Raw genomic sequence first — 18,094 nt, 5'->3', positions numbered from 1 at the left:
GCATTGACCGGTGGAACTGATGGGTTCGGATTCGATCCTGTCAGCGCCGGACCGCTCCGGCACCGTGGTTAACCCCGATCTAAGGAAGACTTGCGCCGCCCCACAACCGGCCGCCGATCCGGGGCACCCGCCCCGGCCGCGGCTCAGCCGTCGGTGGGCCGCTGCCGGGGCCAGCGACGGCTGCCGGTCTTCTGCTCCCGCGCCATCCGGCCGACCAGGCCGAACCGGCTGACCTGCCGGGGCGTCGCCTCCGGGTCGGTGAGCAGCATGACCACGCTCGCCCCGCCCAGCCGGGCCCGGTCGATGCTGACCGAGCCGTTCGCCTGCAACGCCACCCGCTTGGCGATGTCCAGCCCCAGCCCGGTCGAGCCCTGGTCGCTGGCGCCCCGCCGCAGCGCCCGGTCCGGGTTGGCGATCCCCGGGCCGGCGTCGTCGATCCGGATGGCCACGTATCCGTCGCGGCGGGAGACCGCCACCTCGAACGCGGTGCCCTGCGGGGTGTAGCGGAAGACGTTGCCGATCACCGCGTCCAGCGCGGCCGCCAGCTCGGCCCGGGGAACCGGTGCCGGGATGCGCAGCTGGGCGCCGCTGACCCGGTGCGGCCGGTTCTGGTCGCCGGCCAGGGCGGCCCAGAACACCATCCGGTCCCGGACCACCTCGCTGACGTCGCACTCCGCCGGCCCGGCCTCGTGCGCGACGGCCTTGCGGGTGGTCTTGATCAGCACGTCGATCTCGCCCTCGAGGGTGACGATCGCCTGCCGGATCCGGCGGATGCCGCGCCGCCGGTCCAGCTCCGCCTCGCTGAACGAGCCCACGCTGGTGTCGTCGGACTCCAGCGCCTCCGCGTCCAGCCGCAGCACCGTCAGCGGGGTACGCAGCCGGTGCGACAGGTCGGCGACCAACTCCCGCTCGTCGGTGCGGGCCGCGTCCAGCCGGTCGGCCATCCGGTTGAAGGCGTGCCCCGCCTCGGCCAGCTCCCGAGGGCCGCTCGGGTCGACGCGTACGCCCTGGTCGCCGTCGCCGATCGCGAGCGCCGCCCGGACCAGGCCCCGGGCCGAGTCGACCGCGCGGGCGGCGACCCGGTCCACCACCAGCACCGCCGCGCCCACCAGTGCGGCGGCCACCCCGAGCAGCAGCAGCCACCGGCTGTTGCCGCCCAGCGCCGACTCGGGCACGAAGACCTCGACCACGGCCGTGGTGTCGCCGAGCACCACCGGGTCCAGCCGGAGCACGCCGCCCTCGACGTCGACGACCACGGAGCGCCGCTCGGCCCGCGCGCGCTCCAGGGTCCCGGCGTCGGCCCTGGCCGACGACTCGTCCATCCCCAGCCCGCGCACGACCGGCCGGGTGGCCGGGTCGTCGCCGCTGGCCGCCACGACCCGCTGCACCACGGCGGGGTCGGTGCTGACGGTGAGGGCGCCGGTCACCAGCGCGCTGCGCCGGGCGGCGTCCGCGATGGCCTCCTCGCGCGCCCGGTCCCCGAGACCGAGGGCGAGCGGGACGAGGAACGCCAGCGCCACCAGGGCGCACATGCCGGCCGTGAGCAGGGCCAGCGACGGCCTCAGTCCGGCGCCACCAGCCGGAAGCCGACCCCCCGCACGGTGCGCAGGTAGCGGGGCTTCGCCGCGGACTCGCCCATTTTGCGGCGCAGCCAGTACAGGTGAACGTCGATGGTCTGGTCCTCGCCGACCGATGGCTGCCGCCATACCTCCTCCAGAAGTTCCCGGCGGGACACTACCCGGCCTGGTCGTGCGGCGAGATAGGCCAGCAGGTCGAATTCCTTGCGGGTCAGTGCCAGCGGCTCGCCGTCGAGGTGGGCGCTGCGCTCGCCGACGTCCACCCGCAGCCCGCCGACGCAGTGCACGGCCGGCTGCACCGTCCGGCTGGCCCGCCCGGCCCGGCGCAGCACGGTGGTGATCCGCGCGTCGAGGTGCGCGCCGGTGAACGGCTTGACCATGTAGTCGTCGGCCCCGGCGCGCAACAGCCGCACCACGGACTGCTCGTCGTCGCGGGCGGTGGCGATGATGATCGGCACGTCGGTGATGCCGCGCAGCATCCGCAGCGCGTCCGAGCCGTCGAGGTCGGGCAGCCCGAGGTCGAGCACCACGAGGTCGGGGGTCTCGGCCGCCACCCGGCGCAGCGCGTCCAGCGCCGTGCCGACGGCGTGCACGGCGTGCCCCCGGTCGGCGAGGGATCGCAGCATCGCGCCGCGTACGACGTGATCGTCTTCGACCAGGAGCACGGTGGCCACAGCAAGACCGTACTCGCGGTGGCAAGTCGACCGCGTTGCGGCGCACGCGGCAACAGGGCAAGCTGGTACAACGATGTCCTTCACGCTCTTTCCCGACACCCGCCTCGCGCTGGCGCGGGACTCGCTCGCCGGCCTGTCGGTCGGCGACGCGCTCGGCTCACAGTTCTTCGTTCCCGGCCGGCACCCGGCCGACCTGGCCGCCGGGAAGCTGCCCCCACCGCCGTGGCAGTGGACCGACGACACCGAGATGGCCTGCTCGGTGGTCGCCGCCCTCGCCGAGACCGGCCGGATCGACCGGGACGCGCTCGCCGCGGCCTTCGCCGAGCGCTGCGAGCCCTACCGGGGGTACGGGCCGGGCGCGGTGACCATCCTGCGGCTGATCCGCACCGGCACGCCGTGGCCGGTCGCGGCCGCCTCGGCCTTCGACGGCCAGGGCTCCTGCGGCAACGGCGCGGCGATGCGGGTCGGCCCGCTGGGCGCGTGGTACGCCGACTCCACCGCGCGGGCGGCGACGCAGGCCCGGGCGTCGGCCGAGGTGACCCACGCCCACCCGGAGGGCGTCGCCGGCGCGGTCGCGGTGGCCGCGTCGCTGGCCGCCCGCGCCCGCCTCGACGGCCACCGGCCCGCCCCGGACCGGCTGCTGGCCGGCGTCACCGCCGCCCTGGACCCGGCCACGGAGGTGCACGGGGGCGTGCGCCGGGCCGCCGGCCTGCTCGACCGGTCGGTCGCCGAGGCCGCCGACGTGCTCGGCAACGGCTCCCGGGTCACCGCCCAGGACACCGTCGCCTTCACCTGCTGGGTGGCCGCCGTGCACCTGGACGACTACCCGGCGGCGGTGCGCGCCTGCGTCGAGGCCGGCGGGGACGTCGACACCACCGCCGCGATCGTCGGGGCGGTGGTGGCCGCGCACACGGGCGTCGGGACCCCGGGCGGGGTGCCGACCGACTGGCTGGCCGCCCGCGAGCCCCTGCCGGACTGGGCCGGCTGACCCCGCGCGCCGCGCTCAGCGGGCGGCGACCGGCCCGCCCGGCGGCCCCACCCCGGCAGGGGCTGGCGGGCGTGCCGGGTGACGGCTGGCGGCCGGGTCAGCGCGTTGGGGAGGGGTCCTCCCGCAGCACCGACAGGTCGACCGGTTCGGCCGGCTCGCGGCGGCGCCAGCGGCTGACCAGCCAGCCGATCGCCGCGCCCCCGCCGAGGCCGGCGAGCAGCCCGGCGGCCAGCATCGCGTCCGCGCTCCCGCCGGCCGGGGCGTCGCCGCCCGCCGGCACCCCGGCGGCCCGGGCCCGTGCGGCCGGGACGTCGCCGGCCCCGCCGGGCGGGGCGCCGGCTGCCGGGGCGGCGCCGTGCCCGCCCTGTCCGGCCGCCGCGCCACCGGGGGCCGGAGGCAGCAGGGTGAGCGCCGGCGCCCGGCGGGGCCCGGTCGGCCCGGCCCAGCGCACCACCGTGCCGTCGGCGTACGTGCGCACCACCTCGAAGGTGAGCCGGTCGGCCTGCGGCAGCGGCCCCATGGACAGGGTGAGCCGGGCCGTGCCGGGGGCCGTACCGGGCATCCGGATCCAGGTCACCGCGCTGACGACCTCGTCGACCCGGGACGAGTGGATGCCGGCGACCGGCTGGTCGAGCCGGCGGGAGGTGATCCGGGGCGCCCAGCCGGGCACCGACATCGGATAGACCTCGGCGATCGGGGCGTCGGCCGGCAGCCGGATCTCGATCCGGTCGGCGCGGGCGCCCGGCAGCTCGTCGGGCACCACGAACTCCAGCTTCACGGAACCGCCCTGTCGCGCCTGCGTCGGGCTGGTCGTCACGTCGGTCGCGTACGCCGGGGCGGACCAGCTCAGCACCCCGGCCGCCACCAGGACGGCCACCGTCGCGGCCCGGCGCCGGGGGCGCACACCGTGCATCGTCGCCATCGTCGGTCCCATCCGTCTCCACGGGGGCCGGCACCGGTTCCGGCCACACCGGGTAGTTCGGATACGGGGACGGAAAGGTTCAACGCAAGGCCCAGGACGCCGGCCGGAGCCGACGCGTCGGCCACTCCCCGGCTGCCGGCGGGGCGGCGCCCATCCCACGGGCCCGGGGGCGGTGGCGTCGGCGACCGTGCCGGCGGGGGCGACCGATAGCATCGCAGGAGCCGAACGTTCGGCGTCATCCGTGCCGTCTGCTGGAGGAGTCACCGTGTCCGCACCCCGTACCCCCGCCGTGGCCGACCCCGTCGTCGTCGCCGCCGGGACCACGGCGGCCGACGCGGTGGCCGCGGCCGGTCTGCCCGCGTCCGGCCCGAAGGCGATCGTGGTGGTCCGCGACCCGCAGGGCCAGCTGCGCGACCTGGACTGGGCCCCGCAGGCCGACACCGAGGTCGAGCCGGTCAGCCTCGACTCGCCGGACGGGCTCAACGTGCTGCGGCACTCCTGCGCGCACGTGCTCGCCCAGGCCGTGCAGGACGTCTTCCCGGAGGCCAAGCTCGGCATCGGCCCGCCCATCGAGAACGGCTTCTACTACGACTTCGCCGTCGACAAGCCGTTCCAGCCGGACGACCTCGGCAAGCTCGAGAAGCGGATGCAGGAGATCGTCAAGTCCGGCCAGCGGTTCCGCCGCCGGCGCTTCGGCAGCCTCGACGAGGCGAAGGCCGAGCTGGCCGCCGAGCCGTTCAAGCTGGAGCTCATCGACGTCAAGGGCGAGGGGCTGGACACCTCCGAGGTGATGGAGGTGGGCGGCGGCGAGCTGACCATCTACGACAACCTCGCCGCCAACGAGGACAAGGTCTGCTGGTCGGACCTGTGCCGGGGCCCGCACCTGCCGAACACCCGGCTCATCGGCGCGTTCAAGCTGATGCGCTCGGCCGCCGCGTACTGGCGCGGGTCGGAGAAGAACCCGCAGCTCCAGCGGGTCTACGGCACCGCCTGGCCGACCCGGGACGAGCTGAAGGCGTACCTGAAGCTGCTGGAGGAGGCCGCGCGGCGCGACCACCGCAAGCTCGGCGCGGACCTGGACCTGTTCAGCTTCCCCGACGAGATCGGCTCCGGCCTGGCGGTGTTCCATCCCAAGGGCGGCATCATCCGCCGGGAGCTGGAGAACTACTCGCGCCGCCGGCACGAGGAGGCGGGCTACGAGTTCGTCAACACCCCGCACATCACCAAGGCGCAGCTCTTCGAGACCTCCGGGCACCTCCAGTGGTACGCCGACGGCATGTACCCGCCCATGGAGATGGAGGGGGCGAACTACTACCTCAAGCCGATGAACTGCCCCTTCCACAACCTGATCTTCCGGTCCCGGGGGCGGTCCTACCGGGAGCTGCCGCTGCGGCTGTTCGAGTTCGGCTCGGTCTACCGGTTCGAGAAGTCCGGCGTGGTGCACGGCCTGACCCGCGTGCGCGGCATGACCCAGGACGACGCGCACATCTACTGCACGCAGGAGCAGATGGCGGGCGAGCTCAAGTCGCTGCTGTCGTTCGTGCTGGACCTGCTGCGCGACTACGGCCTGGACGACTTCTACCTGGAGCTGTCCACCCGCAACCCGGAGAAGTCGGTCGGCACCGACGAGAACTGGGAGCGGGCCACCGAGGCCCTGCGCTCCGCCGCCGAGGAGTCCGGGCTGGCCCTCGTGCCCGACCCCGGTGGCGCGGCCTTCTACGGCCCGAAGATCTCGGTGCAGGCCAAGGACGCCATCGGCCGGACCTGGCAGATGTCCACCATCCAGGTCGACTTCAACCTGCCGGAGCGCTTCGGGCTGGAGTTCCAGGCCGCCGACGGCACCCGGCAGCGGCCGGTGATGATCCACCGGGCGCTCTTCGGCTCGATCGAGCGCTTCTTCGGGGTGCTCACCGAGCACTACGCGGGCGCGTTCCCGGCATGGCTGGCGCCGGTGCAGGTGGTCGGCATCCCGATCCGCGAGGACCACACCGACTACCTGCACGGCTTCGTCGCCGCGCTGCGCGCCGAGGGCGTCCGCGCCCAGGTCGACGCGGGCGACGACCGGATGCAGAAGAAGATCCGCACCGCCCAGCAGCAGAAGATCCCGTTCATGGTGATCGCCGGCGACGACGACGTGGCCGCCGGCACCGTCTCGTTCCGCTACCGCGACGGCTCGCAGCGCAACGGCGTGCCGGTCGCCGACGCCGTGGCCCACGTGCTCGACGTGGTCGGCTCGCGGACCAACGTCGGCCCGTCCGCCGCCTGACCCACCACGCACCGAAGGCCCCCCGCACCGCGGGGGGCCTTCGTCGTCAGGTCGTCAGATCCCGCAGCTCGGCGCGGACCAGCCGCCGACCGCCCCGACGTGGGTGTGGTCGTTGTGACCCGGGTAGCCGGGGCCGAGGATGTTGCCGAAGCCGTGGTAGCGGGCCTGCTGGGCGAGCCGGCAGAACGAGGGCGAGCCGACCAGGTCGACGCCGTCGCCGTAGAGGTGCCGGCTGTTGGAGGCGCCGCCGACCGCGCTGTTGCACGAGTAGCTGCGGAAGCCGCTGCTGATGTTGATCGACACGCTGCCGAGGGCCTTCCGCATGGCCTGGAGCTTCCACATCGACACCAGCGCGTTGAAGCGGGCGGTGCTCGCGGAGACCGCGCCGCCGGACCAGGTGCTGTTGCACCGGTTCAGCTCGGCGTAGGTGAAGTTGACCGGGGTGCAGTCGTTGTCCTGCAGGGCGTAGAGCTGGTTCTGGGTCGCCGGCCCCGCGATGCCGTCCGCGGCCAGGCCGTACGCCTGCTGGAAGCGGATCACGGCGGACCGGGTGGCCGGGCCGAACGAGCCGTCGAGGGCGAGCTGAGCGTTGTAGCCGGGGTAGCCGGCGAGCCGGATCTGCAGCTGCCGGACGTCCTCGCCGGTGGCGCCCTGGGCGAGGACGCGTCCCCATGTGTAGCAGCCGTCCGCCTGCGCGGGGCTGCTGGTCGCAACCACCCCCACGAGGGCGGTGGAGGCGGCGAGCGCGCAGGCGGCGAGCGCCCGGCCAAAGCGGCGGAATGCGGTTCTCACGATGGGCTCCCATCGACAGAGGATGATGTATGTGGATGGAATCTTCATTCATGTTCATCAGTTCGTCAAGAACTTTCACCCCCTATCCGTCCCCCTGATCGCGACCCGGGCCCCAGGGGCCGTCGGGGTCGGGCGCGGACCGGCGTACGGCGTCCGGGGCGCCCGCCGCCGGGAACGTAGGATCGGTGGCGTGACTGGGGTGGAACGGCACACGGACAGCGGCATGGCCGACGGTTTGGAGCGGCTCTGGACTCCGCACCGGATGACCTACATCTCCGGGGAGGACCGGCCCGAGGGCGGCTACGAGCGGCCCGCCGGCTGCCCGTTCTGCCGGGCCCCCGGGCTGGCGCCGGAGGAGAGCCTGGTGGTGGCCCGGGGCGAGCACGTGTTCGCGGTGCTCAACCTCTATCCCTACAACCCCGGGCACCTGCTGGTCTGCCCCTACCGGCACGTGGCCGACTACACGGAGCTGGACCTGGCCGAGACCACCGAGCTGGCGGCGTTCACCCAGACCGCCATGCGGGTCGTACGCAAGGTGAGCAACGCGCACGGGTTCAACCTGGGCATGAACCAGGGCGGCGTGGCCGGCGCCGGGATCGCCGCGCACCTGCACCAGCACGTGGTGCCCCGCTGGGGCGGGGACGCCAACTTCATGCCCGTGATCGGGCAGACGAAGGTCCTGCCGCAACTGCTCACCGACACCCGCGACCTGTTCACCCGGGCCTGGCCGACCTGACCGGCCCGCCCGCCCTTCCCGGCGGTCGTTCGGCTCGTCCGCGTGGGGTCCCTCCCCGGCGCCCCTGACGTGGGCGGCTCCGCCTGCCGGGCCCTTCCCCGCGTCCGTGGCGGTCGGCGGCTGCGCGCGGTCGTGTCGTCGGTGGACTTTCCGCCCCGGGCCGGGTGCGAGGTGGCACGATCTGGCGATGGCAGTGACGACGCGGACGTTGGGCCGCAGCGGCATCGAGGTCAGCGCCCTCGGCATGGGGTGCTGGGCGATCGGCGGCCCCTGGGCCGAGGGCACCCAGCCGCTGGGCTGGGGCGCCGTCGACGACGACGAGTCGGTCCGCGCGATCCGGCACGCGCTCGACCTCGGGGTGACGCTCTTCGACACCGCCGACACCTACGGGGCCGGGCACGGGGAGCGGGTGCTCGGCCGGGCGCTGGCCGGCCGGCGCGACGAGGCCGTGATCGCCACCAAGTGGGGCTACACCTTCGACGAGGCCACCCGCCAGGCCACCGGCGAGGATCCCTCCCCGGCGTACCTGCGGCAGGCCGTCGCACACTCGCTGCGCCGGTTGGGCACCGACCGGATCGACCTCTACCAGCTGCACCTGGCGGACCTGCCGGTGCCGCGCGCCGAGGCGCTCGTGGGCACCCTGGAGGACCTGGTCGCCGAGGGGCTGATCCGGGCGTACGGCTGGAGCACCGACCGCCCCGACCGGGCCGCCGCGTTCGGGCGGGACGCCCGGCACGCCACCGCCGTGCAGCACACGCTGTCGGTGCTCCGGGACGCCCCCGAGCTGCTCGCCGTCTGCGACAAGTACGACCTCGCCAGCGTCAACCGGGGACCGCTGGGGATGGGGCTGCTCTCCGGCAAGTACACGGCCGGCTCCACGCTGCCGCGCGACGACGTACGCGGGGTCGCCCCCGGTTGGCTGGAGTGGTTCCGGGGCGGCCGGCCGGCGCCGGAGTGGCTGCGCCGCGTCACCGCCGTACGGGCGGCGTTGACCGCCGACGGCCGCACCCTCGCCCAGGGCGCGCTCGGGTGGCTCTGGGCGCGCAGCGACCGTACGGTCCCGATCCCCGGCTGCCGCACCGTGGCCCAGGTGGAGGAGAACGCCGGCGCCCTGCACCGGGGCCCGCTGCCCGCCGACCAGTTCGCCGAGGTGGAGCGCCAGCTGGCCGCGCTGCGGTCGGCCGCCCTCCGCGACGCCGACCGCCCCTACTGGCCGAGCCCGATGCTCCCCACCGCCCGCCCCTGACCCACCCCCCACCCCCTGCCCGTGCCCACCCCCGTGCCCGGGCACGGCCCGGAGGGGTCGATCATGCAGTCGTGGTGGGCGCCCTGTCCTGGATCGCACCTTTCGCGGGGCACCACAACTGCATGATCGACCCGGCGACCTCGGCCCGGGGAGCTCGCGGGGTGGTGGGGTGGGGGGTCAGGGGGGTGGGGGGCCAGGGGGGTGGGGGGTCAGGGGTGGGTGGGGGGGTCCTTGCGGAGTTGGTCGGCCAGGTGGGTGGGCATCGGGTCGTGGCGGACGAAGTGGCGGCGGAACGTGCCGGTGCCCGACGTCATCGAGCGCAGCTCGACCGCGTAGCGGAGCAGCTCCGTGGCGGGTACCTCGGCGCGGACCAGGGTGCGCCCCTCGGCCTCGGGGTCGGCCTCGGTGCCGAGCACCCGGCCCCGCCGGCCGGACAGGTCGCCCAGCACCGCGCCCACCGAGGAGTCGGGCACCCGGACCACCACCTCGTCGACCGGCTCCAGCAGCGCCGGCTGGCCCTTCTCGGCGGCGTCGCGCAGCGCCAGCGCCCCGGCGGTCTGGAAGGCCGCGTCGGAGGAGTCGACGCTGTGCGCCTTGCCGTCGACGAGGGTCACCCGCAGGTCCACCACCGGGTGGCCGGCGACCAGGCCGCGCTCCATCTGGGCGCGTACGCCCTTCTCGACGGAGGGGACGTAGTTGTGCGGCACCGCCCCGCCGACCACCCGGTCGACGAACTCGAATCCGGCGCCGGGCGGCAGCGGCTCGACCTCGATGTCGCAGACGGCGTACTGGCCGTGGCCGCCGGACTGCTTGACGTGCCGGCCGTGCCCCCTCGCCGGGACGGTCAGCGTCTCGCGCAGCGCGACCCGGACGGGCTCGGTGTCCAGCTCCACCCCGCCGGCGCGCAGGCGCTCCAGCACCACGTCGGCGTGCGCCTCGCCCATGCACCAGAGCACCAGCTGGTGGGTCTCCGGGTTGCGCTCCAGCCGCATGGTCGGGTCGCCGGCGACCAGGCGGGCCAGGTTGCGCGCGAGGGCGTCCTCGTCGGCGCGGCTGCGGGCCGCGACGGCCACCGGCAGCAGCGGCTCGGGCATCTCCCAGGGGGCGATCAGCAGCGGGTCGTCCTTGGCGGAGACGGTGTCGCCGGTCTCCGCGCTGCCCGACTTGGTGAGCGCGCAGATGTCGCCGGCCACGCAGGCGCCCACCTCGCGCAGGCTCGCGCCCAGCGGCGTGTAGATGTGGCCGACCCGCTCGTCGGCGTCATGGTCGGGGTGGCCGCGCTCGGCCATCCCGTGCCCGGAGACGTGCACGGTCTGCTCGGGACGCAGGGTGCCGGAGAAGACCCGGACCAGGGAGACCCGGCCGACGTGCCGGTCGACGGTCGTCTTGACCACCTCGGCGACCAGCGGGCCGGCCGGGTCGCAGGTCAGCGGCGGCCGTGGGGAGCCGTCCACCCCGGCGACCGCCGGCAGCTCGTGCTCCAGCGGCGAGGGGAAGCCGGCGGAGAGCACCTCCAGCAGCGCGTCCAGCCCCACGCCGGTCTCGGCGCAGACCGGCACCACGGGGTAGAAGTGGCCGCGGGCGACCGCCTTCTCCAGGTCGTCGACGAGCACGTCGGTGCCGATCTCCTCGCCGGAGAGGTAGCGGTCCATGAGGGACTCGTCCTCGCTCTCGGCGATGATTCCCTCGATCAGCTCGTTGCGGGACTCGACGATGGCGGGCAGGTGCTGCGGGTCCGGCTCGCGGACCTCGGCCGGCAGGCCGGCGGTGTAGTCGAAGACCCGGCGGGTGATCAGGCCGAGCAGGCCGACCGTGGAGATCCCGTCGTCGCCGAGCATCGGCAGGTAGAGCGGGAGCACGTTGTCGCCGAAGACCCGCTGGCACAGCGCCACGGCCTCGTCGAAGTCGGCGCGCGGGTGGTCCAGCCGGGCCACGGCGACCGCCCGGGGCATGTCGACCGCCGCGCACTCGTCCCAGAGGGCCGCGGTGGCGGCGTCCATCCCGTCGACGGCGGAGACCACGAACAGCGCCGCGTCGGCGGCCCGCAGCCCCGCCCGCAACTCGCCGACGAAGTCGGCGTAGCCAGGGGTGTCGAGCAGGTTGACCTTGATGCCGTCGTGCAGCAGCGGGGCGCAGGCCAGGCTGACCGAGCGCTGCTGGCGTACGGCTGCCGGGTCGTGGTCGCAGACGGTCGTGCCGTCGGCGACGGCGCCGGCCCGGCCGATCGTGCCGCTCGCCGCGAGCAGCGCCTCGACCAGCGTCGTCTTGCCCGCTCCGGAGTGCCCGACGAGCACCACGTTGCGGATCCTGCCGGGCTCGGTCACCACCGGCACGCCGCCGGCGGCCCCCTTCTCCTGACTCTTCTGCGCCATGGGGCGCACCTCCCTCAGCCGTGGTGGGTGACGACCGCCGCGCGCGACGGGGAAGCGGCCCGGTCGGGTTCCGCGGCGACATCCTCCGGTGCGGTGCCGGATTCCGGGTAATCAACGGGCGGGCGGGTGAGCTGGCTCACTTCCCTGCCCCGATCTCACACCCGATCCGGGGTCGGCACAAGGCTCCGTCCCCGCGGGTCGCCTGACCGGCCGTACCGCTGCTGCTACGCGGACCGTTATCGTGGGACCGCCATGGCGAAGATCTTCCAAGTGTCGGCCCGCGCGGGGATGACCCGCGTCGTCGAGCCGGTCGCACGCCGCCTGCTCCGAGCGGGCGTAACTCCCAACGCGGTCACCGTGGCGGGCACCCTCGGGGTGCTCGTCGGTGCGCTCGGCTTCGGTGCCCGCGGTCATCTGGTCGCCGGGGCCCTGATAGTCACCTTCTTCGCGCTCACGGACCTGCTCGACGGGACGATGGCCCGGATGAGCGGGGGCGCCACGAAGTTCGGGGCGTTCCTCGATTCGAGCATGGACCGGGTCGCCGACAGCGCCGTCTTCGGCGCGGTGGCGTACTGGCTGGCCACCCAGCACCAGTACTCCGGCGTCGCCGCCGCGCTGCTCTGCCTGGCCGTGGGCGGGCTGGTCTCCTACGTCAAGGCCCGCGCCGAGGGCCTCGGCATGACCTGCAACGTGGGCATCGCCGAGCGCACCGAGCGGCTGCTCATCGTCGGCGTCGGCGGGCTGCTCACCGGCGTCGGCGTCGACCCGGCGCTGGAGATCGCGCTCTGGCTGCTCGCCGCCGTGTCGATCTTCACCGTGGGCCAGCGGATGGCGCACGTGTACCGCCAGGCCCAGCGGGTGCACACCCCGGGCGGGCAGGGGTGAGCGCGACACCCGCGGGTCTGCCGCGGGCGGGGGGCCGGCGCCGGTGAACCTCACCGAGCTCGGCTACGTCGCCGGGTGGCGCGTGATCCGCGCGCTGCCCCGGTCCGTCGCGGCGGCGGCGTTCCGGGCGGGCGCCGACCGCGCCCACCGTCGCGGCGGCGGGGGTACGACCCGACTGCGCGCGAACCTGCGCCGGGTGGTCGGCCCCGACCTGCCGGAGGCCGAGCTCGACGAGCTGGTCCGGCGTGGCCTGCGCTCGTACGCCCGGTACTGGATGGAGGCGTTCCGGCTGCCCGCGCTCAGCCGGGCGGAGATCCTGGCCGGCTTCCGTCTCGACGGCGAGGAGAAGCTCGCCGCCGACGTGGCGGCCGGCCGGGGCGCGGTGGTGGCGCTGCCGCACGCCGGCAACTGGGACGCCGCCGGCGCCTGGGTCGCGGCGACCGGCTGGCCGATCACCACCGTCGCGGAGCGGCTCCGGCCCGAGGGTGTCTACCAGCGCTTCCTCGCCTTCCGCCGGAGCCTGGGCATGGAGATCCTGCCCACTCACGGCGGCGAGCGGAACGCCTTCGACGTGCTGGTCGACCGGGTCCGGGCCGGCACGGTGGTGCCCCTGCTGGCCGACCGCGATCTCTCCGCGCGGGGCGTGGAGGTCGAGTTCTTCGGCCACCGCACCCGGATGCCCCCCGGCCCGGCCCTGCTCGCGCTGCGCACCGGAGCGCCGCTCTACGTCGCCTCGATGTGGTACGAACCGGACGCGGCGTGCGCCTCGATCGAGGGACCGCTGCCGCTGCCCGGCCCGGAGGAGGGCCCGCTCGACCAGCGGGTCCGGTCGCTGACCCAGCGGATCGCCGACGGTCTGGCGGCGGGCGTCGCCCGGCATCCGGAAGACTGGCACATGTTGCAGCGGATGTGGCTGGACCAGCACGGCACGGGCGGCGACGCGGCCCTGCCCTCCCCGGCCGCCGGACAGGCGTAAGGGAGGCGTTTGCACGTGCGCATCGGCATCGTGTGCCCGTACTCCTTCGACGTGCCCGGTGGGGTGCAGAACCACGTCATGGACCTCGCCGAGGCGCTGATCGGGCTCGGGCACGAGGTGAGCGTGCTCGCCCCGGCCGACGAGGACTCCCCACTCCCGCCGTACGTGGTGCCGGCGGGACGGGCCCTGCCCCTGCCGTACAACGGCTCGGTGGCCCGGATCGCCTTCGGCCCGGTCTCCACGGCGCGGGTGCGGCGGTGGATCATCCGGGGCGAGTTCGACGTGCTGCACGTGCACGAGCCGCTGACCCTGAGCCTGTCGCTGCTGGCGGTGCTCTCCGCCCGGGGCCCGGTGGTGGCCACCTTCCACACGGCGATGACCCGGTCGCGGGCGCTGGCCGCCGCGCAGGGCGTGCTCCAGATCGTGCTGGAGCGGATCACCGCCCGGATCGCCGTCAGCGCGCTGGCGCGCAAGGTGCAGGTCGAGCACATGGACGGCGGGGCGGTGGAGATCCCGAACGGGGTGGCCGTCGCGAAGTTCAGTCACGCGCTGCCCCTGCCGGGCTGGCCGGGGGAGTGCCCGCCGGGCCGCGACGGCGCGATCGGGTTCCTCGGCCGGTTCACCGAGGCCCGCAAGGGCTTCCCGATCCTGCGGGACGCCTTCGTGGAGCTGGCCCGGCAGCGGCCCGGCCTGCGGCTGCTGGTCGCCGGGCCCGGCGACGCGGACGACCTGTTCGGGCGCTTCCCGGCCGACCTGCGCGACCGGGTGACCTTCCTCGGGCTGGTCTCCGAGGAGGACAAGGCGCGGATGTTGCGCAGCGTGCACCTCTACGTGGCGCCGAACACCGGCGGCGAGTCCTTCGGCATGATCCTCACCGAGGCGCTCGCGGCGGGCACGACCGTCGTCGCCAGCGACCTCGACGCGTTCCGTCGCGTGCTCGACGGCGGCCGGGCCGGCCGGCTGTTCCCGACCGGGGACCCGGCCGCGCTGCGTACCGCCCTCGCCGACCTGCTCGACGATCCCGGCGCCCGGGCCGCGCTGACCGCCTGCGGCGACCAGGTGGTGGCCACCTTCGACTGGCCCGTGGTCGCCCGGCGGGTGCTGGAGGTGTACGCGGCGGCGATCGAGGCCACCGACGGGCGGGTCATGGACACCGAATGGGTGGGGCTGGACTAGACGATGTCGCGCATGTGGTGGGTGGTGCTCGCGGCCCTGGTCGTCGGGCTGGTCGTGGCGTACCTCGTCTGGACCGCCGGGCGGGTCGCGCGGCTGCACGCCCGGGCGGAGCTGGCGGCCCGCGCCCTGGAGGCCCACCTGCTGCGCCGGGCGGCGGCCGCCGCGGTCCTGGCCGAGCGCCGCTACGGCGTCGAGCTGTACGCGGCGGCGCGGATCGCGCTGGACGCCGAGCCGGACGAGCGGGAGGCCGCCGAGAACGACCTCACCCGCCAGCTGCGGGCGGTGGAGCTGGACCCGACGGATCCGGACTGCGAGGCGGTGATCGGCGCCAGCCGGCGGCTCGCCCTGGCCCGCCAGGTGCACACGGACCTGGTCCGCGACGCCCGCGCGGCGCGGGGCCGCCCGCTGGTGCGCCTGTTGCGGATGGGGCGCCGCCGGCCGTGGCCGCGCTACTTCGACATCGACGACCCGACGCTCACCGTCCCGGCCGACGTCCCCACCGGCTGACCGGGCGGAACCGGACAGCGCGCGCGCCCGTGACCCCGGGGGCGTCGGGGGACAGCCGGGGGAGGGCCGGGTCGGCGGGCCGGTGACGACTGCCACAGTGCAGGCCACCGTGGGCCTGATTGGCTGTCGGATCGGCGTTGGGACCGTCGTAGCATTTCCGCAGCCACCCCCCGAGCACGTTCGAGGAGCGATGACCCGTGCCCGAAACCACTGCCCAGAACGCTAGCGCCAGCCCCGTCACCGGCACCGCCCGCGTCAAGCGCGGCATGGCCGAGATGCTCAAGGGCGGCGTGATCATGGACGTGGTCAACGCCGAGCAGGCCAAGATCGCCGAGGACGCCGGCGCCGTCGCGGTGATGGCGCTCGAGCGGGTGCCCGCCGACATCCGTGCCCAGGGCGGGGTGTCCCGGATGAGCGACCCCGACATGATCGACGGCATCATCAACGCCGTCTCCATCCCGGTCATGGCCAAGGCCCGGATCGGTCACTTCGTGGAGGCCCAGATCCTCCAGTCGCTCGGCGTCGACTACGTCGACGAGTCCGAGGTGCTGACCCCGGCCGACTACGCCAACCACATCGACAAGTGGGCCTTCACCGTGCCCTTCGTCTGCGGGGCGACCAACCTCGGCGAGGCCCTGCGCCGGATCACCGAGGGCGCGGCCATGATCCGCTCCAAGGGCGAGGCCGGCACCGGCGACGTCTCCAACGCCACCACCCACATGCGCAAGATCCGTCAGGAGATCCGCCGGCTGGGCTCGCTGCCGACCGACGAGCTGTACGTGGCCGCCAAGGAGCTCCAGGCGCCGTACGAGCTGGTCAAGGAGGTCGCCGAGAGCGGGAAGCTGCCGGTGGTGCTGTTCACCGCCGGCGGGATCGCCACCCCGGCCGACGCCGCGATGATGATGCAGCTCGGCGCCGAGGGCGTCTTCGTCGGCTCCGGCATCTTCAAGTCCGGCAACCCCGCGCAGCGGGCCGCCGCGATCGTGAAGGCCACCACCTTCCACGACGACCCGGACGTGCTGGCGAAGGTCTCCCGGGGCCTGGGCGAGGCGATGGTCGGCATCAACGTCGACGACATCCCGCAGCCGCACCGCCTGGCCGAGCGCGGCTGGTGAGCAAGCGCCCCTCCGCCCGCCCCGGCTGGCGGAGGGGCCACCGCGGCAGGTCGACGAGAGGAACGGTGACATGAGCGACGCACCCGTGATCGGTGTGCTCGCCCTCCAGGGGGACGTCCGCGAGCACGTCGCCGCCCTGGCGGCGGCCGGCGCCGACGCCCGCCCGGTACGCCGCGCGCAGGAGCTGGACGCGGTGGACGGGCTGGTCATCCCCGGCGGGGAGTCCACCACGATCAGCAAGCTCGCCGACATCTTCGAGCTGCGCGAGCCGATCGACAAGCGCATCGCCGACGGCATGCCGGTCTACGGCTCCTGCGCGGGCATGATCATGCTGGCCAGCGACGTCCTCGACGGCCGCCCCGACCAGCGCGGTTTCGCCGGCATCGAGATGACCGTGCGGCGCAACGCGTTCGGGCGGCAGGTCGACTCGTTCGAGGCGTCGGTGGGGATCACCGGCGTCGAGGGCGGGCCGTTCCACGCGGTCTTCATCCGGGCGCCGTGGGTCGAGCGGGTCGGCGACGGCGTCGAGGTGCTCGGCACGGTGACCGAGGGCCCGGCGGCGGGCCGGATCGTGGCGGTGCGGCAGGGCAACCTGCTGGCGACCTCGTTCCACCCGGAGCTGACCGGCGACGCGCGGGTGCACGCGTACTTCGTGGAGCTGGTCCGGGCCGCCCGCTGAGCGGTCCCCTGGCAGGTCGGGCGGGGTCTCCTCCTCGAGAGGGGCCCCGCCCGCGCCGTCCGCCCGGTGACGGGGTGCAGGCACCCGGCCCGTTCCCGTCGTCCCTGTCCGGGCGGCTTCGGGCGGGCCGACGCCGTGCCGCGCGTGACAGCCACCCGCCGGGCGTCGGTAGGATTGCCGAGATTCGGCGGGGCCAGCTGCCCGTCACGGCTTTCGCGCAGGGCTGACCGGCACCACCGCGTGCGCCGGCGGGAGCGGGGCGTGCGCGGTCGGTCGATGCAGACGGCGGGTAGCAACGGAGGTAGCAGATGTCCGGCCACTCAAAGTGGGCGACGACCAAGCACAAGAAGGCGGTCATCGACGCCAAGCGCGGCAAGATGTTCGCCAAGCTGATCAAGAACGTCGAGGTCGCCGCGCGGACCGGCGGCGGTGACCCGGCCGGCAACCCGACGCTCTACGACGCCATCCAGAAGGCGAAGAAGAACTCGGTCCCCAACGACAACATCGACCGGGCCGTCAAGCGCGGCTCGGGCCTGGAGGCCGGCGGCGCCGACTGGCAGACCATCATGTACGAGGGCTACGGCCCGAACGGCGTGGCGATGCTGATCGAGTGCCTCACCGACAACCGCAACCGCGCGGCGACCGAGGTGCGCACCGCGCTGACCCGTAACGGCGGCTCGCTCGCCGACGCGGGCTCGGTGTCGTACATGTTCTCCCGCAAGGGTGTGGTGATCGTCCCCAAGGGCGCGACGACCGAGGACGACGTGATGATGGCGGTCCTCGACGCCGGCGCCGAGGAGGTCAACGACCTGGGCGAGGCGTTCGAGGTGGTCTGCGAGCCGACCGACCTGATCGCCGTCCGCACCGCGCTCCAGGACGCCGGTATCGAGTACGAGTCGGCCGAGTCGTCGCTGATCCCGAGCGTCAACGTCCCCCTCGACGAGGAGGGCGCCCGCAAGATCTTCAAGCTGATCGACGTCCTGGAGGACTGCGACGACGTGCAGAACGTCTACGCGAACTTCGACGTCAGCGACGAGGTGATGGAGGCCGTCGGCTGATCCCGACGTCCCCGGTGCGCGGGCCGGCGCCGCGACCGCCGTCGACTTCCCGGCAACGACCGGGGCCCGACGGCGGGAGGCGGTGGCCCGCGCGTCGCCCCGAACCGGCGCGTTCTGTCCGAAAG

Annotated in this window: 16 protein-coding genes; 11 read left to right on the top strand and 5 right to left on the bottom strand. The window is 74.5% G+C overall.

Annotated elements, in window-relative coordinates:
* Window positions 1-143: 143 nt before the first annotated feature.
* A complete protein-coding gene (locus tag ACFHW0_RS11850) occupies window positions 144-1,532 on the bottom strand; it encodes a HAMP domain-containing sensor histidine kinase (RefSeq protein WP_416607345.1) in 1,389 nt (462 codons plus the stop codon).
* A 29-nt stretch (window positions 1,533-1,561) separates the two neighbouring features.
* Entirely contained in the window at window positions 1,562-2,251 is a 690-nt protein-coding gene (locus ACFHW0_RS11845; RefSeq protein ID WP_416607344.1) for a response regulator transcription factor, read from the bottom strand.
* A gap of 73 nt (window positions 2,252-2,324) precedes the next feature.
* Here ACFHW0_RS11845 and ACFHW0_RS11840 point away from each other — a divergent pair, with 73 nt between their 5' ends.
* Window positions 2,325-3,239: an ADP-ribosylglycohydrolase family protein gene (locus tag ACFHW0_RS11840; RefSeq protein ID WP_416607343.1), complete on the top strand. Its 915-nt coding sequence runs from the start codon at window positions 2,325-2,327 to the stop codon at window positions 3,237-3,239.
* A 97-nt stretch (window positions 3,240-3,336) separates the two neighbouring features.
* Here ACFHW0_RS11840 and ACFHW0_RS11835 read toward each other — a convergent pair whose 3' ends face one another.
* Window positions 3,337-4,161 (bottom strand): YcnI family protein, encoded by an 825-nt coding sequence (locus ACFHW0_RS11835; RefSeq protein ID WP_416607342.1) that lies wholly within the window; start codon window positions 4,159-4,161, stop codon window positions 3,337-3,339.
* Window positions 4,162-4,426: 265 nt separating this feature from the next.
* Here ACFHW0_RS11835 and thrS point away from each other — a divergent pair, with 265 nt between their 5' ends.
* The gene (gene thrS, locus ACFHW0_RS11830) at window positions 4,427-6,427 is read left to right on the top strand and encodes a threonine--tRNA ligase (protein ID WP_416607341.1); all 2,001 of its coding nucleotides are present in this window, start codon (window positions 4,427-4,429) and stop codon (window positions 6,425-6,427) included.
* 54 nt (window positions 6,428-6,481) lie between these two features.
* Here the strand turns inward: thrS and ACFHW0_RS11825 are convergent, their stop codons facing one another.
* Entirely contained in the window at window positions 6,482-7,219 is a 738-nt protein-coding gene (locus ACFHW0_RS11825) for a D-Ala-D-Ala carboxypeptidase family metallohydrolase (RefSeq protein WP_416607340.1), read from the bottom strand.
* A gap of 223 nt (window positions 7,220-7,442) precedes the next feature.
* Between ACFHW0_RS11825 and ACFHW0_RS11820 the strand changes: the two genes are divergently transcribed.
* Window positions 7,443-7,955 carry an HIT family protein gene (locus ACFHW0_RS11820; protein ID WP_199729380.1) on the top strand — a complete coding sequence of 171 codons (513 nt, stop codon included), beginning with the start codon at window positions 7,443-7,445 and terminating at the stop codon, window positions 7,953-7,955.
* 187 nt (window positions 7,956-8,142) lie between these two features.
* Window positions 8,143-9,201 carry an aldo/keto reductase gene (locus tag ACFHW0_RS11815; protein WP_416607339.1) on the top strand — a complete coding sequence of 353 codons (1,059 nt, stop codon included), beginning with the start codon at window positions 8,143-8,145 and terminating at the stop codon, window positions 9,199-9,201.
* Between the two features lie 209 nt (window positions 9,202-9,410).
* Here ACFHW0_RS11815 and ACFHW0_RS11810 read toward each other — a convergent pair whose 3' ends face one another.
* Window positions 9,411-11,573, bottom strand: a complete 2,163-nt coding sequence (locus ACFHW0_RS11810; protein WP_416607338.1) for an elongation factor G-like protein EF-G2 — start codon at window positions 11,571-11,573, stop codon at window positions 9,411-9,413.
* Between the two features lie 252 nt (window positions 11,574-11,825).
* Here ACFHW0_RS11810 and pgsA point away from each other — a divergent pair, with 252 nt between their 5' ends.
* From pgsA to ACFHW0_RS11775, 7 genes are all read left to right on the top strand, one after another.
* On the top strand, window positions 11,826-12,458 hold the full coding sequence (pgsA, locus tag ACFHW0_RS11805; protein WP_416607337.1) for a phosphatidylinositol phosphate synthase: 633 nt from the start codon (window positions 11,826-11,828) through the stop codon (window positions 12,456-12,458).
* Between the two features lie 43 nt (window positions 12,459-12,501).
* Complete coding sequence (locus tag ACFHW0_RS11800; RefSeq protein WP_416607336.1) at window positions 12,502-13,434, top strand: phosphatidylinositol mannoside acyltransferase; 933 nt, start codon at window positions 12,502-12,504, stop codon at window positions 13,432-13,434.
* A 15-nt stretch (window positions 13,435-13,449) separates the two neighbouring features.
* A complete protein-coding gene (locus tag ACFHW0_RS11795; protein WP_121395392.1) occupies window positions 13,450-14,610 on the top strand; it encodes a glycosyltransferase family 4 protein in 1,161 nt (386 codons plus the stop codon).
* A gap of 12 nt (window positions 14,611-14,622) precedes the next feature.
* Window positions 14,623-15,117, top strand: coding sequence for a hypothetical protein (locus ACFHW0_RS11790; RefSeq protein WP_416607517.1), 495 nt, complete (start codon window positions 14,623-14,625; stop codon window positions 15,115-15,117).
* A 197-nt stretch (window positions 15,118-15,314) separates the two neighbouring features.
* Window positions 15,315-16,232, top strand: coding sequence for a pyridoxal 5'-phosphate synthase lyase subunit PdxS (gene pdxS / locus ACFHW0_RS11785; protein ID WP_363896040.1), 918 nt, complete (start codon window positions 15,315-15,317; stop codon window positions 16,230-16,232).
* A 70-nt stretch (window positions 16,233-16,302) separates the two neighbouring features.
* A complete protein-coding gene (pdxT, locus tag ACFHW0_RS11780) occupies window positions 16,303-16,911 on the top strand; it encodes a pyridoxal 5'-phosphate synthase glutaminase subunit PdxT (protein ID WP_357876945.1) in 609 nt (202 codons plus the stop codon).
* 308 nt (window positions 16,912-17,219) lie between these two features.
* The gene (locus ACFHW0_RS11775) at window positions 17,220-17,969 is read left to right on the top strand and encodes a YebC/PmpR family DNA-binding transcriptional regulator (RefSeq protein ID WP_121395380.1); all 750 of its coding nucleotides are present in this window, start codon (window positions 17,220-17,222) and stop codon (window positions 17,967-17,969) included.
* Window positions 17,970-18,094: the final 125 nt, after the last annotated feature.

The sequence above is a fragment of the Micromonospora sp. LOL_025 genome (assembly GCF_048060285.1).
GTDB lineage: Bacteria > Actinomycetota > Actinomycetes > Mycobacteriales > Micromonosporaceae > Micromonospora.
Note: the sequence above shows the minus strand (reverse complement) of the source record. Positions and strands in the feature narration are given on the sequence as shown.